At 45.6% G+C, this 14,273-nt stretch carries 14 protein-coding genes; 8 read left to right on the forward strand and 6 right to left on the reverse strand.

Annotated features, from left to right (window positions below; translation table 11 throughout):
• Positions 1 to 212 precede the first annotated feature (212 nt).
• The 4 genes from M3636_RS14215 to M3636_RS14230 all read left to right on the forward strand — a co-directional run bounded on the left by M3636_RS14215 (position 213) and on the right by M3636_RS14230 (position 2,587).
• The gene (locus M3636_RS14215; protein ID WP_251383082.1) at positions 213 to 1,424 is read left to right on the forward strand and encodes a M14 family metallopeptidase; all 1,212 of its coding nucleotides are present in this window, start codon (positions 213 to 215) and stop codon (positions 1,422 to 1,424) included.
• 217 nt (positions 1,425 to 1,641) lie between these two features.
• Positions 1,642 to 1,899: a hypothetical protein gene (locus M3636_RS14220; protein WP_251382951.1), complete on the forward strand. Its 258-nt coding sequence runs from the start codon at positions 1,642 to 1,644 to the stop codon at positions 1,897 to 1,899.
• Between the two features lie 142 nt (positions 1,900 to 2,041).
• The gene (locus M3636_RS14225; protein ID WP_056695357.1) at positions 2,042 to 2,344 is read left to right on the forward strand and encodes a hypothetical protein; all 303 of its coding nucleotides are present in this window, start codon (positions 2,042 to 2,044) and stop codon (positions 2,342 to 2,344) included.
• A 21-nt stretch (positions 2,345 to 2,365) separates the two neighbouring features.
• Positions 2,366 to 2,587 carry a YuzB family protein gene (locus M3636_RS14230; protein ID WP_056695355.1) on the forward strand — a complete coding sequence of 74 codons (222 nt, stop codon included), beginning with the start codon at positions 2,366 to 2,368 and terminating at the stop codon, positions 2,585 to 2,587.
• 57 nt (positions 2,588 to 2,644) lie between these two features.
• Here the strand turns inward: M3636_RS14230 and M3636_RS14235 are convergent, their stop codons facing one another.
• Entirely contained in the window at positions 2,645 to 3,052 is a 408-nt protein-coding gene (locus M3636_RS14235) for a hypothetical protein (RefSeq protein WP_128101234.1), read from the reverse strand.
• Positions 3,053 to 3,264: 212 nt separating this feature from the next.
• Here M3636_RS14235 and M3636_RS14240 point away from each other — a divergent pair, with 212 nt between their 5' ends.
• Together M3636_RS14240 and M3636_RS14245 are read left to right on the forward strand one after the other, a co-directional pair.
• Positions 3,265 to 3,546: a hypothetical protein gene (locus tag M3636_RS14240; protein ID WP_128101235.1), complete on the forward strand. Its 282-nt coding sequence runs from the start codon at positions 3,265 to 3,267 to the stop codon at positions 3,544 to 3,546.
• Between the two features lie 139 nt (positions 3,547 to 3,685).
• Positions 3,686 to 4,516 carry an aldo/keto reductase gene (locus tag M3636_RS14245; RefSeq protein ID WP_128101236.1) on the forward strand — a complete coding sequence of 277 codons (831 nt, stop codon included), beginning with the start codon at positions 3,686 to 3,688 and terminating at the stop codon, positions 4,514 to 4,516.
• Positions 4,517 to 4,675: 159 nt separating this feature from the next.
• Here the strand turns inward: M3636_RS14245 and M3636_RS14250 are convergent, their stop codons facing one another.
• From M3636_RS14250 to M3636_RS14260, 3 genes are all read right to left on the reverse strand, one after another.
• Positions 4,676 to 5,407, reverse strand: coding sequence for a DsbA family oxidoreductase (locus M3636_RS14250; RefSeq protein WP_251382952.1), 732 nt, complete (start codon positions 5,405 to 5,407; stop codon positions 4,676 to 4,678).
• A 161-nt stretch (positions 5,408 to 5,568) separates the two neighbouring features.
• Positions 5,569 to 7,551, reverse strand: a complete 1,983-nt coding sequence (locus M3636_RS14255) for an LTA synthase family protein (protein WP_251382953.1) — start codon at positions 7,549 to 7,551, stop codon at positions 5,569 to 5,571.
• 225 nt (positions 7,552 to 7,776) lie between these two features.
• A complete protein-coding gene (locus M3636_RS14260) occupies positions 7,777 to 8,928 on the reverse strand; it encodes a THUMP domain-containing class I SAM-dependent RNA methyltransferase (RefSeq protein WP_145409421.1) in 1,152 nt (383 codons plus the stop codon).
• Between the two features lie 273 nt (positions 8,929 to 9,201).
• Here M3636_RS14260 and M3636_RS14265 point away from each other — a divergent pair, with 273 nt between their 5' ends.
• A complete protein-coding gene (locus M3636_RS14265; protein ID WP_128104394.1) occupies positions 9,202 to 9,834 on the forward strand; it encodes an O-methyltransferase in 633 nt (210 codons plus the stop codon).
• Between the two features lie 117 nt (positions 9,835 to 9,951).
• Here M3636_RS14265 and M3636_RS14270 read toward each other — a convergent pair whose 3' ends face one another.
• The gene (locus M3636_RS14270) at positions 9,952 to 11,163 is read right to left on the reverse strand and encodes an asparaginase (protein ID WP_251382954.1); all 1,212 of its coding nucleotides are present in this window, start codon (positions 11,161 to 11,163) and stop codon (positions 9,952 to 9,954) included.
• Between the two features lie 417 nt (positions 11,164 to 11,580).
• Here M3636_RS14270 and M3636_RS14275 point away from each other — a divergent pair, with 417 nt between their 5' ends.
• The gene (locus tag M3636_RS14275; protein ID WP_251382955.1) at positions 11,581 to 12,783 is read left to right on the forward strand and encodes a cytochrome P450; all 1,203 of its coding nucleotides are present in this window, start codon (positions 11,581 to 11,583) and stop codon (positions 12,781 to 12,783) included.
• Between the two features lie 131 nt (positions 12,784 to 12,914).
• Here the strand turns inward: M3636_RS14275 and M3636_RS14280 are convergent, their stop codons facing one another.
• Positions 12,915 to 14,126 carry an MFS transporter gene (locus M3636_RS14280; protein WP_128101241.1) on the reverse strand — a complete coding sequence of 404 codons (1,212 nt, stop codon included), beginning with the start codon at positions 14,124 to 14,126 and terminating at the stop codon, positions 12,915 to 12,917.
• Positions 14,127 to 14,273: the final 147 nt, after the last annotated feature.

A 14,273-nucleotide genomic window follows, 5' to 3' on the forward strand; every position in this document is an offset into this window, starting at 1 on the left:
CCCAATATAGTTTCTTATTCATCCCAGAGGCCGATGGCTCTGGGATTTTTGTCATCTATGGAGCGGTGAAGAAGACTGCGAAACATGTCACATGATGGACGAGCGGGTGAGCATACATATAACATGATCAGGACATAGAGGGAGAACAGCAGTCGTGAGAGTAGAAGCAAGAGGAATAGATCTGGCTCAGAGAAAGGAGATTGCCCATGGAAATACAGTGGATCATTGTTCAGCCTGGAGACACGTTGGCTCGTATTGCGTCAGCACATCACATGACGAACGAACTGCTTGCTGGACTAAATCCGGAAGCGGCGTCTCAGCCTTATTTGCTGGCTGGACAGATGTTACGAATCTTGCCCGGCACTGGGCGAAGATATGCGGTTCAACCAGGTGAGCAAGTAAGTACAATTGCAGCTCGTTTTGGTCTGAGCGAAGATGAATTACGTCAAGACAATCCTGAAATCGCCAACGTGATTGATTGGTGTGGTCGGTGCATTCATATTCCTGAATTCGGAGGAAAAACTATAGTCAGGTTGAAGGGAGAGTATGGCTTCCGTGAATTACATCGGGATATTGCATTACTGAGCAGCCATTATCCCTTTGTGGAGACAGGTTCGATCGGCACAAGCGTGATGGGTAAACCTTTGCATTATTTACGAATTGGTCAAGGTTCGAGACATATCCATGTCAATGCTTCTGTACATGCCAATGAATGGCTAACCACAGCTGTTGTTATGCGTTTTATTGAAGAGTATGCTAGAGCCTACAGTACTCATACGCCGTGGCACCGTTTTGATCCTCAGCGTTGGATGAAGGAAACGACACTGTGGGTGGTTCCAATGGTTAATCCAGATGGCGTTGAATTAGTGCAGGAAGGTGTTGTGAACCAACATCCACACGCTGAACAACTGCTCGCTTGGAACGCAGATCGAGCTCACTTTACTCATTGGAAAGCAAACATAAGGGGGGTTGATCTGAATGATCAATTTCCAGCTCACTGGGAGGAAGAGGCGGCGAGAAGGGGAATCACGTCACCTGGCCCTCGTGATTATGCAGGAACGGCTCCATTATCTGAGCCGGAGGCGCTGGCTCTAGCTGAGTGGACGGAGCAGCATGAGTTCGATGTGGTCGTATCCTTGCATAGCCAAGGGCAAGAGATCTACTGGAACTATCGGGATTTGGAGCCTAGAGAGAGTGCGCCGTTGTCCAGAAGGCTCGCGAAGGTATCCGGATACAAGGCTGTAAAATTAGGTGGTAGTGATGCGGGGTATAAGGACTGGTTCATCCAGGAGTACCGCAAGCCTGGTTTTACAGTAGAAGTTGGCCTTGGAGTCAATCCACTACCCGTAGAGCAATTTAATGATATTTGTGTAGAGGTTGGTATGTTGCTGGCAGAGCTGCTATCCTATGAAACTAGTGATTGAGCCGACAGGAAGTGAAACGATAAGGTTGTACCGTTCGTATAACAGACACAGGTGTCGTTACTTGGCCTGTTTGCTAAGTTTGCTATAGAGTTAATTTCCGAAAAAAGTCCGCTTTTTGGCATTCGTTGTTCCTTCGGTCAATGGCTTCGGATCGAAGGAATAGCCATTGTGTCAGAGTTTTCACTTGTAATAAATAGTCAGCATGAGGAGGGATCGTATGAAGTGGAGAAGGTTGTTGTCATTTAAACGATGGTCGGAAGTGTTTAGAAGGCTACCGCGTCTATTACGGGCATCAGAAATTCCTTTACGTGAAAAGTTGTTATTTATTATTCCTGCGTTATTATACTGGGTTCTACCTGATGTGATGCCGTTCATGCCAATTGATGATATTGGGGTCACACTTATATTGATGAACTGGTTTGTAAGCCGTGCTGAACGTAAATATCCAGTGCTTCGGTCCAGTACACCATCATAAAAATATGAAAAATACATCATTCTAGCACCTGTCTAGAATCATTGTTATTGCGAAGAGCCAAAACTTTCTTTACAATAGATGCTGGAGTTTAAGAATGCTGAAATTGTTGTAACCAGCAATTACGATATAGGAGATGAAGCACATGAACTGCAAAATCACTCGCAATGCGGCTAAAGTATTGAAACTTGAATTGGACAAGCCTGAGAACGAAGGCAAAAAATTGCGTGTTGTAATTACACACGCACACGGGGATCATGCTCACTATGGACTTGATCTGGATACGCCAAAAGAGAATGACACTGTGGTATCTACGGATAAAGACATCGATGTCATTATCGAGAATGATCAACCATTGCTGGATGGCGTGAAAATCGATTACCTGTATCTTCCTCAAGAAGGCTTCGTTATTACGAATCCATCCAAAGGCAATCACGGCGATCACTAGGAACTTGAAGAAGGGGAAATCATGGCTAACGATATCCGCGTATGCGAAAAATGTAACCACATTCGGTTGAAATCAATCGTGCCTAAGCTGGAGAAAATGGCTCCAGACACAGAGATCAAGATTGGATGTAAATCCTATTGTGGTCCTTGTGCGAAACGTGCCTTCGTTTTTATTAACGGTCGGTACATCAGTGCTCCTTCAGAAGAAGAAGTGCTGGCAAAAGTAGCGAAGTTCGTCAAATAAACGATGTATAATTATGCGAGCATAATATGCTTGTTAGAGAGAGGCCACTGGCCTCTCTTATTTTTGTTTAAACTTGAAGTCCGGCTTCATTTCGTGTATTTCGAAGGTGTCTTCACGGATCTCAAGAGCAATCACACGATCTTCTTTTTGCAAAAAATGCACATGTCCTAATCGTTCGTTTTCGATTTCGCTCCAGCCTTCTTCGGCTAGTTTCTGAAAGTAATCGGATGGAGGATAGAGACCTTGTTCTCCGCCTATATTTTTCAGTTCATATGTAACAGCTACATTAACGTTCGGATTTCCTGAATTCGTTGTTAGTTTAATTTGTTTAGCATTGGCTGGAACGGGAAATTGGGCATTAATGGATGAAGCTGTATATCCGGTGATCTCATACCCTGCCCGATTGCAGGCAGTCATTAGACCCACAAGACATACGAAGATGAGCAACATAAGCCATTTACGCAAAAGTGATTCCTCCTCCTAAGGCGACTTATTGTCAATAACGGAATGAATAAGTATAAAGTTACGGTATTTCTACGTTTAAAAAGATTGTTTGTCTTAAGACAAAAGAAAAAGTGTATCCCTTTTTGCATGTGCCTGAGAAAAAGAGAATAAGGGAGCCTTGGGTTAACCATCCTATAGAGGTAACAGGAACATGATCCCAAGGAGGAATAATTATGCCGAAGCGTTATGATTCCAGTTTGCAGGCGGGTACAACCGTATCTCAGGCGCAGAATGCGGTGAACAAACTTCACTATGCTGTTTCTCAAGCAATGTCTCATCCAACAGAACAAACCATTGAACAGGCAAGTCGTCGTTTGGCTCACACCGAACAGGCGATGCGTCAAGCGGAGCGTTCCCTTGGTGGTCAAGGCGTAGAATTGGCGGAAGAAATGTTCGCCGAGGAGAAGAGAAGGTTGAACTCAATCCAGAATCACAAGCAGCCAAAGGATTTCTAGACGTTCCTGTCACCAAACGAACTCGCAGAGCCAACCGCTTTGCGAGTTTTTTTGTATGTAATCTCCGATTATTCCGCTTGAAATTTTGTCAGAAGGTTAATAGACCATGAGCAGGCAAATTCCAAACGGGAGGTAGACGATGACAAAACATATTACAGACTGCACGATACTGAACAACGGAGTGACCATGCCATGGCTGGGATTCGGAACATATAAAGCAAAGGGAAAAGAAGTTCAGCAGGCGGTTGAAACGGCTTTGGAGGTAGGATATCGGAGTATAGATACGGCTTCCATTTACGGAAATGAAGAGGAAGTAGGACAAGCCATTGCGAGCAGTGGTGTTGCTCGGAATGAATTGTTTGTCACTACCAAACTTTGGAATGAGGATCAAGGTTTTGATTCAACCCTTCGTGCATTTGAGGCGAGCCAGAAGGCTTTAGGACTTAATGTCATTGACCTATACTTAATCCACTGGCCTGGACGAGATCAATATAAGGATACGTGGAGAGCATTCGAACGTTTATATAGTGAGGGAAGTGTACGTGCCATTGGTGTAAGTAATTTTCAGGTACATCATTTGCGCGATATCATAGATGAAGGCGGCACAGTACCGGCCGTGAATCAGGTGGAATTACATCCCGGCTTGATCCAGCAGGAACTGCAGGACTTCTGCGGGGAGCAAGGCATTCAGCTTGAGGCGTGGAGCCCAATCATGAAAGGCAAGCTAAATAATGAATCCACGTTAAAAGGAATTGCCCAAAAGTATGGCAAAACGCCTGCGCAAGTAATTTTGCGCTGGGACATTCAGAATCAGATTGTGACCATTCCGAAATCCGTGACACCGGAACGTATTCGTGAAAATGCGGACATATTTGATTTTGAATTAACGCCGGATGAGCTACGACAGATTGATGCCCTCGATGCGGACAAACGGACAGGGCCACATCCGGATCAACTTTTCTGGGATTAAGGAGTAGGCTCGGTTGTAATACGAGTGTTTAATCATTAGTTAGTGAGGATATGGAACGGATCGTTCTTTTCTTATTACAATGAGCTGTGTGTATGTTATATATAAAAAGCAGCAGGATTGGGAGAATTCCCTTCATCCTGCTGCTTTTGTGTTTATTTATTATTTTGAATCGCGTTGTGGAACTTCGCAGCCTTCTTCTGTACATACTCCGCTATTTTCATCGTCTGCTGCACTTGACTCAACCATCGTGAACGGGGAGCGCTCGTCCCATGCTTTCTGGATGGCATCAAGGAACACCTCATCAGGCTGTGCACCGGAGATAGCGAATTTACGATCCAGTACGAAGAATGGTACGCCGCGGATGCCGAGCTGTTCGCCCTCAGCTTGATCTGCACGAACTTGTTCGGCAAATTGATTGCTCTCCAAGATGACAGCAGCTTCGCTACGATCTAATCCTACTTCTTCAGCCAGTTGGAGTAATACTTCATGATCTCCAACATGTTTACCCTCGATGAACACAGCTTGGAATAACCGCTCACTCAGCTCAAGTGCTTTGTCTTGAGATTTAGCCCAGTGTGTCAAGCGATGAGCAGCGAAGGAATTGGTAGGAACCATTGCATCAATGTTGTACTCCAAACCTGCTGTACGCGCATTGGCATTCATCTGTGCATTCATGCCTTGTGCTTGTTCTTTACTAATGTTGTATTTAGATACTAAATAGTCGGTGTTGGTTTTGCCTGTGTGTACTTCAGCATTAGGATCAAGTTCGAAGCTCTTGAACTCGAATTTCACTTCATTCCGGTGTGGGAACTGCTCCAATACATTCTCTAGACGACGTTTACCAATATAGCAGAAAGGGCACATAAAATCAGACCATATCTCAATATTCATTCGAATAACCTCCATTTTTCTGTAAATCAGCTTTAAATGAAACTATCATAGTTACAATTATATAGCGACTTTATATTTTTCGCAAGGGTGCATTTTGTATGGGATAAAAGAAAGAAGTGCCGAAGACGTATATACTCTCGCATCAGCACTTCCGTTTTATTTTACAGCTCCTCACGCAAGCGTGCGATTAAATCATACGTAATGACTGTGTCCGACACACGAAGTCGTTTCGAAGCTTCATCATGTCCTGCTCGGCAGGCATTAATGTCCGTTTCCCCACGGGTGGACAAGTCATAACAGGAACCGTGCTCATAGATGTAATCATCAGACGGAATGTAGAACACAGAACCATCCGTAAACGCACCATTACGCAACACCACAGTACGACTAGAGCCATCGTAAACATCATTCCCCATATGGTAGTAGGATTGATCGGATAAGCCCAGTAAATGGAGTGCAGACGGCGTGATATCAAGCTGCCCTGCGGGTTCATCAATCGTTCCAGCTTCGGCTCCATCCGGTAGATGTACAAGCAGTGGCACCTCATTCATAATTTGCTCCATATCAAGCTGATTTAATGATCTGCCTAGAAATTTTTCGTATTGTGCCTGTTCCTTAATGGAATTATCGTGATCGCCATAGAACATAAATATGGTGTTATCCCATAATCCGCGATTTTTTAAATCCTCCACCAGACCACCCAGAGCTGAATCTACATAATGAACCGATTGCAGGTAATTCCCAAACATGGTCCCTTGGAATTCCCCCACATCAAGCTGCTGTTTATCAACAGGTAGTGCATATGGATGATGACTGGAAAGCGTAATAAGGAAAGAGTAGAAGGGCTCGGAAACCTCGCTATCCATTTTCTCAACAGACTGTCTGAAAAAAGAGACATCGGATAAAGACCAACCAAGCGGATCATCCTGTGCAAAATCATTTTTGCTATAAAATTTATCGTATTTCATCTGTTGATACATCGTATAGCGATTCCAGAATCCACTCTCATAGGCATGAAAGACATTCGTGCTGTATCCAGTGTCCTTCAGAATTGAGGGTAAGGAATCATAGGTATGGTCGGCGTAACGTACAAATGCTGAGCCGATAGGTAGGGGGTGTAACGAAATGTTAGCTCCAAAATCGGCATCCGATGTCCGTCCCTGTCCTGTCTGGTGATAGAAATGACTGTAATACTGGCTTTCCTTCATCAATTCGTTGAAATGTGGCGTAATCTCCTGACCACCGATACTTTGGCCAATCATGAAATTCATAAATGCTTCGCCTTGAACAACGATAACGTTACTCCCTTTATATTTACCGAACAGTGGGCTATCAGTCTGTGGTAGTTGATTCTGTCTTTCGGCAAAAAAGGATTTGACCAGATCTACATCAGCAGGATCAGCCTCAGGTCCTGACCCAATCCGATCTTTGGCAAAGTTGTAGAGATCATAACCGTGAAAAGCCAACAATCCAGTTACGTTGTACATGGATACGTTCCACCAATTGTTATCGAACAGCCCTTTAGCCCAGGTTTTGCTGTAATAATAGATGGGACCGACCGCAAGGGATAATCCAAGCACTAGAGCGATGCCTCCGGCTGTAAAATGACGGCGTGTGCGAGCCTTGTTGCGAGTGTGTCCGTAAGGTTGATTACTGTATCCATACAGGCTTGTGCGATTCGCACGTGTACGTCTGGTTAGGAGGCGTGCAACGCCATAGATTACGAATGCAATCCAGTCTGCAAAGAACAGTAGGTCACCAGGTTGAAGTAATGTGGCGATACTATCTCCTAGTGCATCCACCTGTTTAACTTGCAGAAGCACGGGGATGGTAAGGAAATCCTGGAAATAGCGATAATAAACCATATCTGCATAGATGAGTGCTGTAAGAATTAGGTTTAGTGCGATCAGCGAGATCTTAAAGCCTTTACGTGGCAGCCACCATGTCCAAAAGGAAATGAGGAGCAGGGAACCGATCGCGATAATTTTGTCCAACAGTCCCATCGTAATGTTGTAAGCATGCAGGTTGTGGTGTAGCCACATTAATTTGAGCAGCATGAGTGCAATGAATAACAGATAGAGCGATAAAGGATGATGTAAAAGTCTGCGTAGCATGCTGCTACGTGAAGACGAAGTGAAAACCATGAATGATGTCTCCCTTTGTTAAAGTTTTGTTATCGGAATGTAAACGGAGCTTCATTCATTATAGCGTGGCTGGGTTGCTTTTCAACCAGCGGGGTTTGTCTAACCAGTGATTAAGACTAGTATTACGCTGTGTAGTATGGAAATTTCTAAGAGAAACCATACAAGTAAGCATAAAAAAGAGCGTCCACTCCTGTAAGGAGCGAACACTCAAATATCACATTTTGATTAAGCTTGGGTAGATTTATTACGTGGAGGGAGTGGTCCCAAATACTGATAATATTGGGTCTCAATTCGTCCATTAAATAGTTTGCGGCGCTTGTCCGCTTTGTGCCCGAAATAATCTTCAAATGCTTTGGTGGAGGTGATTGCAAAGAACGACCATGTTGGCATCTCCAGGTAAGAACGTCCAAGGGAACGAAGTAACTTCTGCACTTCTTTTTCTTCACTCAAGCGTTCACCGTAAGGTGGGTTGGTAATGATTACGCCATATTCCCCTTGTGGTTTTGCGCGGTGGGCTGGCAGTACGCTGACTTCGATATCTTTGGCAAAGCCTGCACTTTTGATTGCCGCTTGTGCGACTTCAATCGCTTCTGGGTCGATGTCGCTTCCTGAAATCTGAAGAGGGACATCATCACGTACTGCGTCAAATGCTTCCTCACGTGCTTGTTCCCATAGTTCAGCAGGAATTACGTCCCAATTCTCAGAATTAAACGTGCGACGAAGCCCTGGTGCGATATTCCAGCCAATCATTGCCGCTTCGATCAGCATCGTGCCTGAACCGCAGCATGGGTCGTAGAACGGGCGGGAAACATTCCAGCGGCTAAGCTGAATCAGAGCAGCTGCCAGTGTTTCTTTCAGCGGCGCTTCGGTAACAAGTTTACGGTATCCACGTTTGTGAAGTCCGGGTCCTGTTGTGTCCAGCGTAATGAGGGCGCGGTCATTCAGTAGAATAACTTCAACCACATAACGTGCTCCATTTTCGGGGAACCATTCGGTGTGATGCGTCAGCTTTAGCTTTTCAACAATCGCCTTTTTGACAATACCTTGTGAAGCTGGCACACTGCTTAGTTGTGATTTCTGCGAGCGTCCTTCCACCGGGAATTCACCATTTGCGGGAATCCATTCTTCCCATGGCAGTGCTTTGGTGCCTTCAAACAATTCATCAAATGTGGTTGCAGGGAATTCACCCATGTTAACCAGCACGCGATCCGAACTTCTCAGCCACAGGTTACAACGACAAATATCAATATAATCTCCTGTGAAAAATACTCGGCCATTATCGACCCTGGCATCCTCATATCCCAGCTGTTTCAGTTCCCGGGCAACAACGGCCTCAAGTCCCATTGCAGAGGTTGCAATCAATTGCAATCGAGCCATATGAATTCATTCAACTCCATTTCGAGCCGCAGGGGCTTGTCCTCTGGCGGCGATATAGTAACGGTGCGGCCTTGCCGCTTGCCGTGAAAAAACTTACAATGAGTAATGCGGTCTAACCCGCATAGACTTCAATGCAGATCATTCGTGTGTAATGCATGTATTACACTGTGTTGAATAACAAACATTCATTATAAAACATTGGCATCCATATGGAAAGCTATCCAAGGGCATTTATATGGAAAGCAGTCCAAGTATGCAAGGAGGAACTTCGTGGTGAATCTGACACCTGACGAATATGTAAATCAATTATTTCAAGAGGATGAGCTCTTGTTAAAAGTAAAAGAGGCCATTCGCGCGAATGGCATGCCGGAGGTTTCGGTGGCTGCGGCGTATGGACGACTACTGACCTTCCTGGCAAAAACCTCGAAGGCGGAAGCTGTACTCGAAATTGGCGTGCTGGGCGGGTACAGCGGCATCTGCCTGGCTCGTGGCTTAAGCGAAGGGGGAACCCTAACTTCTCTTGAGCTGAAAGAAGAGTACGCAGCGATGGCTCGCGGACATCTGGAGGAGGGTGGCTTCGGCGGGCAAGTCGAATACCGAATTGGTCCTGCGGCAGACAGTCTGGAGCAATTGGCTCAGGAAGAGCGTACCTTCGATTTCTTCTTTATTGACGCAGATAAGGAAAATTATCCGGTGTATCTCGATTATGCGATTCGTCTTGCACGTCCAGGTGCGGTTATCGTAGGGGACAACTGTTTCCTCCGCGGCCGTACACTTAATCCGGACAAGCAAGGTCCGGCTGTGCTTGCTGTACGTCGTTTTAACGAGCAGATGGCAAGTGACCCACGTCTTGTCACGACGATGCTGCCAGACTATGACGGCTTGGCGCTGGCTTGGGTGAAATAGATCCACTGAACTCAGTTGAAAATTTGGTTTAAAGCGCAGGAAAAAAAAGGCTGAAGCAGGATGAACCTCTGCTTCGGCCTTTTTCACGTACATCTGGCAAATATTCTTTACTGACTTTTATACCTCTGGTGTGCCGTATGTTTCGAACCATTTTTTGATCGTATCAAAATCATCACTGAAGGATAGTCCAAGCATTAATAGAATCCGAGCTTGTTGTGGGCTGAGATTATCCCCGGCAATAATGCCATTACCGCCGCCATAGACACTACCCGAGCCTGTCCGTGTCGTCGTTACGAAAACAACTCCTTCTTCGATCGCTTTTGTACGAGCTTGCCCCATCGCTCTGGAGATACCGCCCGCCCCTGTACCCGAAGTAACGATACCTTTCACTCCGCTCTTCACGAAGCCTTCAATAGCTCCGCCGCCTGCTTCCTGATAGGAGATGGCAATCTCCACTTTGGCGAGATCGGTTTTAGTGATTTTGCTAAGGTCGAATACAGGCTTCGCTGTACCTTCCGGTTTCATCGCCCGAGCAGGAGCTCGGTAAATCCGAATGTTTTCTTCATCAATATAACCTACAGCACCGAGCATTGGCGTTTCAAAGGTGTCTGTCCGATAATCATTGCTCTTTGTTACACCGCGTGCGAGCTGAATGGTATCGTTGAGCATCAACACGGTGCCGAATGATTGGGTTCGACCGCTTCCGGCCAGTTTGATGGCATTGTAGAGATTCGCTTGGGCATCAGAGCCAATTACCGTCCAAGGTCGCATCGAGCCTGTGATGACAACGGGTTTATCGCTTTGAACCGTCATATCGAGGAAGTAGGCTATTTCCTCCATTGTGTCAGTGCCTGTAGTTACCACCACGCTATCATATTGAGCCAGGGCTTTATCTACAGTCTGAGACAAGTCGTACAGATCAGCCATGGTATAGGAGCCTGAACCTGAATTGCCAAACTGTAGTGTGTTTACATCCGCTATTTTCTGTTTGTCCGGCAAATCTTTGACCATGTCAGCAATGAGAAGTGTGCCTGCCTTGTAATTTTGGAAGCTGGTTGCGTCTTCCGATTGTCCGGCAATTGTTCCGCCTGTACCGATCACAAGCACATTAGGGAGTGAAGATTGTTTGGCAGATTCGGGTACTGCCGGGATGGTGGTATTGCGTGCTGGCGTGGCTGGAGCGCTCTGAACAGCGCCTGTTGTGCCGTTTACCTCTACCGTAGCGGCCTGAGCAGCATAAGTTCCAATAGGGGACAGAGTAAGGGTTAGTGCGGTTAATGCGGCAGTACTCCAAACGGCCCAAGGGCGAAGGTGAGATTGTTTTTTCATGCTGACACGCTCCTTCAAGTGATTTTGTGTGAGGTATTCTCTTTTTTTTATGTAAATAGATTGAGATGATTTTATTTTATGTTAGATAATATGACAAATGAAGGTTTTGTTAGAGATAACGATTACATTCATAGAATTATAGAGTAATAATGGTCTTTTGTACGGTAAATGACATAATGAAAAGTATTTAATTCCGGATAATGAATAATATCAGCTAGTTTGTTTATTTGATTTTGAGATATTAATGTTAACTAATATTACATATAATCTTTTCGACAAAATTAAGGTAGTTTGGAGCAGGAGATGGGACGAGAGGCTTATTTACGCTATTTGAGTTGGAATCGATATCCAGTTGTGGTTATAATGAAGATGAACATATATGTAAATAAATATATATTATTGATTGGAGGAAACACGATGAAACAAGCGCCCCGAAAATATGCCAACTATATTCCTATTCGGGAATTGCACAGCAAGGAGCGGCAACTATTTCCCTTTCAGGTGTATGCAGAGCTTCGTGAGAACACTCCAGTCCGATACGATGAGCATCGTGAATGCTGGGATGTGTTTCAATATGAAGATGTACAGTATGTATTAAAAAATCCTAAGCTGTTCTCTTCTGAGCGTAACCGCGCGAGTTCCAGCATGTTAACGACAGATCCTCCGAAGCACAAACAGCTTCGTGATCTGGTCAATCAGGCTTTTACCCCGAAGGCTATAGAGGCGCTGGCGCCGCGCATTCAGGAAATCACAGATGAGCTGCTGGCTCCGCATTTGTCCAAAGGAAGGATGAATCTGATTGATGATCTCGCAACACCGCTACCCGTTATCGTCATTGCTGAACTGATTGGAGTTCCGGCTACAGATCGCCTTGAATTCAAGCATTGGTCTGATGTGCTTGTGAAGGGCGCAAGCGATGACAGTGAAGAGGCATTTCAGGAGTTGGCCAAAGAGAAACAGCAGAATATGCAGGAGTTATACGCCTATTTCACAGACATTATGGAACAGCGCCGTTTAGAGCCGCAGGACGACCTAATCTCCTTGCTACTCGCTGCAGAGATTGAGGGTCAGAAGTTAACGGAGGAAGAAGTGGTCAATTTCTGTATTCTCTTGCTGGCAGCCGGGAATGAGACAACAACCAACCTAATTGCAAACGCAGTGCGCATCCTCTCTGAACAACCCGCATTACAGGTTGAATTGCGTGAGCATCCGGATCGGGTCGTGAGTGCCGTAGAAGAGACGCTGCGTTATTATCCGCCGATTGTGGCGATTGGACGTGTGGCGAGGGAGACGGTGAAACTAGGAGGCCATACGATTAAACCCGGTGAACAGGTTATATCCTGGGTTGGTGCTGCCAATCGAGACGGTGCGCGGTTTGAACATGCGGATGAATTCGTATCGAATCGTAAGCCGAACCGACATATGGGATTTGGATTCGGAATTCATTTCTGTCTAGGTGCACCGCTGGCTCGGCTCGAAGCGAGAGTTGTGCTGCACACGCTGCTTCTGCGTATGGAACGAATACAACTAGTCCCTGATACGGTATTGGAGCCAATTCAAAGCGCCTTTGTCTTTGGCGTCAAGGAATATCCGATTCAATTTCACGAACGAAGATTATAAACGAAAATAAAAGAAAAGCCGCTCCCAGGCCTGAAATGGCGCTGAAGCGGCTTTTTGCTGCATGTTGTGCTCACATGCTGCGAACACTGCACATGGCTCTGCGATGCTACTGTACCAAACTTATATTATGTTCAGCTCTGTTCAATACGAACAGGTCTTTTGTACAATTTGAACCGCACCCAGACCATGTTGAGAAGTAGCAATCCACCAGAGACGATAAACAAACCTTCGATGCCGATAAATCCGGCCATGAAACCACCGATGATTGCACCTAGCATGTTTCCAAGCGCAAGTGTACTCGTATTGAAACTAAAAGCACGGCTGATCATCCCATCTGGTGTGTACGAACGTATCAGGGCATTCACACTTGGCAACAATCCACCCATAAATACCCCCATTGCAAACCGAACTAAGATGAGCTGCCACACGCTCTGCACAAATGCTTGGGGAATTAACATAAGCCCAGTCCCGATGAGAGAGAAGGTGAGCACCTTGTGTGCCCCGATCCGGTCACTTAATTTGCCTAGGAATGGTGACATCACCATATTGGACATGCCGGTAACTGCCCCTACGAGTCCTGCCCAGAACGCAACATTTAGAGCCGAACCATGAAGCTCCTGCACATATAGTGGCAACAGAGTCATTGGGCTAATCATGGCAAACTGTAGCAGGAACGTTACGGCGAAGAGCACAGGTAATTGTGGTGATTTATTCAGTTCTTTCAAACCGGACAATACGGATTGTTCAGGCAGCTTGGCTGCTTCTTGGCGATCAAACTTCTCTCTTACAAGGAACATAGCAAGCATAGAAGCGGCGAAGATTAATCCACCTGTAATATAGAATATAGGCCGAAATCCTACAGCATCAGCTAACAAACCGCCCATGAGTGGACCTAAGATTGTACCGGCAACTTGTCCAGACTGACTGATTCCCATGGCGAATCCCATACGATCTTTGGGTGTTGTTCCCGAAATGAGGGAGACTGCGGCAGGGTTGAAGCCTGAGATTGTACCGTTCAGAAGGCGTAATAGGAGCAACTGCCAAGGGTTTTGTGCAAGACCCATCAACGCGATAACGATCGCCATCCCGAATCCTGAGCGCAGTAGCATAATTTTGCGCCCGTATTTATCGGACAGCTTGCCCCATAAGGGTTGGAACAAAAAGGACGTGAGGAAATTGGCTGCAAAAATAAATCCCGCCCAGATGCCAATTTCATGCTCGCCCACCACGCCCAGATCCCTTGCGAGGTAAAGGGACAAAAATGGGGTAATCATGGTCATGCCCGAGTTGACCAGAAACTGTCCAAACCAAAGCACAATGAGATTAACTTTCCATGTTTTCAAAGTGCTTTCACTTCCTTTCAAAGCTTTTTCTGTAATTCTCGAAAAACACCATCTAACTATTATAACACAATTGGCATATGGATGAGGGGTGTAACGAATGTCATAGTATTGTCATTGGAACACATCTATACGAGGTTGTTACAGAAC

It is taken from the genome of Paenibacillus sp. MER 99-2 (genome assembly GCF_023714095.1).
Taxonomy (GTDB): Bacteria; Bacillota; Bacilli; order Paenibacillales; family Paenibacillaceae; genus Paenibacillus.

Bases quoted from the DNA above. Each gene is read 5' to 3' on its own strand.
- M3636_RS14225 (WP_056695357.1), top strand. From the start codon at position 2,042: ATGAACTGCAAAATCACTCGCAATGCGGCTAAAGTATTGAAACTTGAA.
- M3636_RS14245 (WP_128101236.1), top strand. From the start codon at position 3,686: ATGACAAAACATATTACAGACTGCACGATACTGAACAACGGAGTGACC.
- M3636_RS14270 (WP_251382954.1), bottom strand. From the start codon at position 11,163: ATGAAAAAACAATCTCACCTTCGCCCTTGGGCCGTTTGGAGTACTGCC.
- M3636_RS14275 (WP_251382955.1), top strand. From the start codon at position 11,581: ATGAAACAAGCGCCCCGAAAATATGCCAACTATATTCCTATTCGGGAA.
- M3636_RS14220 (WP_251382951.1), top strand. From the start codon at position 1,642: ATGAAGTGGAGAAGGTTGTTGTCATTTAAACGATGGTCGGAAGTGTTT.
- M3636_RS14250 (WP_251382952.1), bottom strand. From the start codon at position 5,407: ATGAATATTGAGATATGGTCTGATTTTATGTGCCCTTTCTGCTATATT.
- M3636_RS14240 (WP_128101235.1), top strand. From the start codon at position 3,265: ATGCCGAAGCGTTATGATTCCAGTTTGCAGGCGGGTACAACCGTATCT.
- M3636_RS14260 (WP_145409421.1), bottom strand. From the start codon at position 8,928: ATGGCTCGATTGCAATTGATTGCAACCTCTGCAATGGGACTTGAGGCC.
- M3636_RS14230 (WP_056695355.1), top strand. From the start codon at position 2,366: ATGGCTAACGATATCCGCGTATGCGAAAAATGTAACCACATTCGGTTG.
- M3636_RS14255 (WP_251382953.1), bottom strand. From the start codon at position 7,551: ATGGTTTTCACTTCGTCTTCACGTAGCAGCATGCTACGCAGACTTTTA.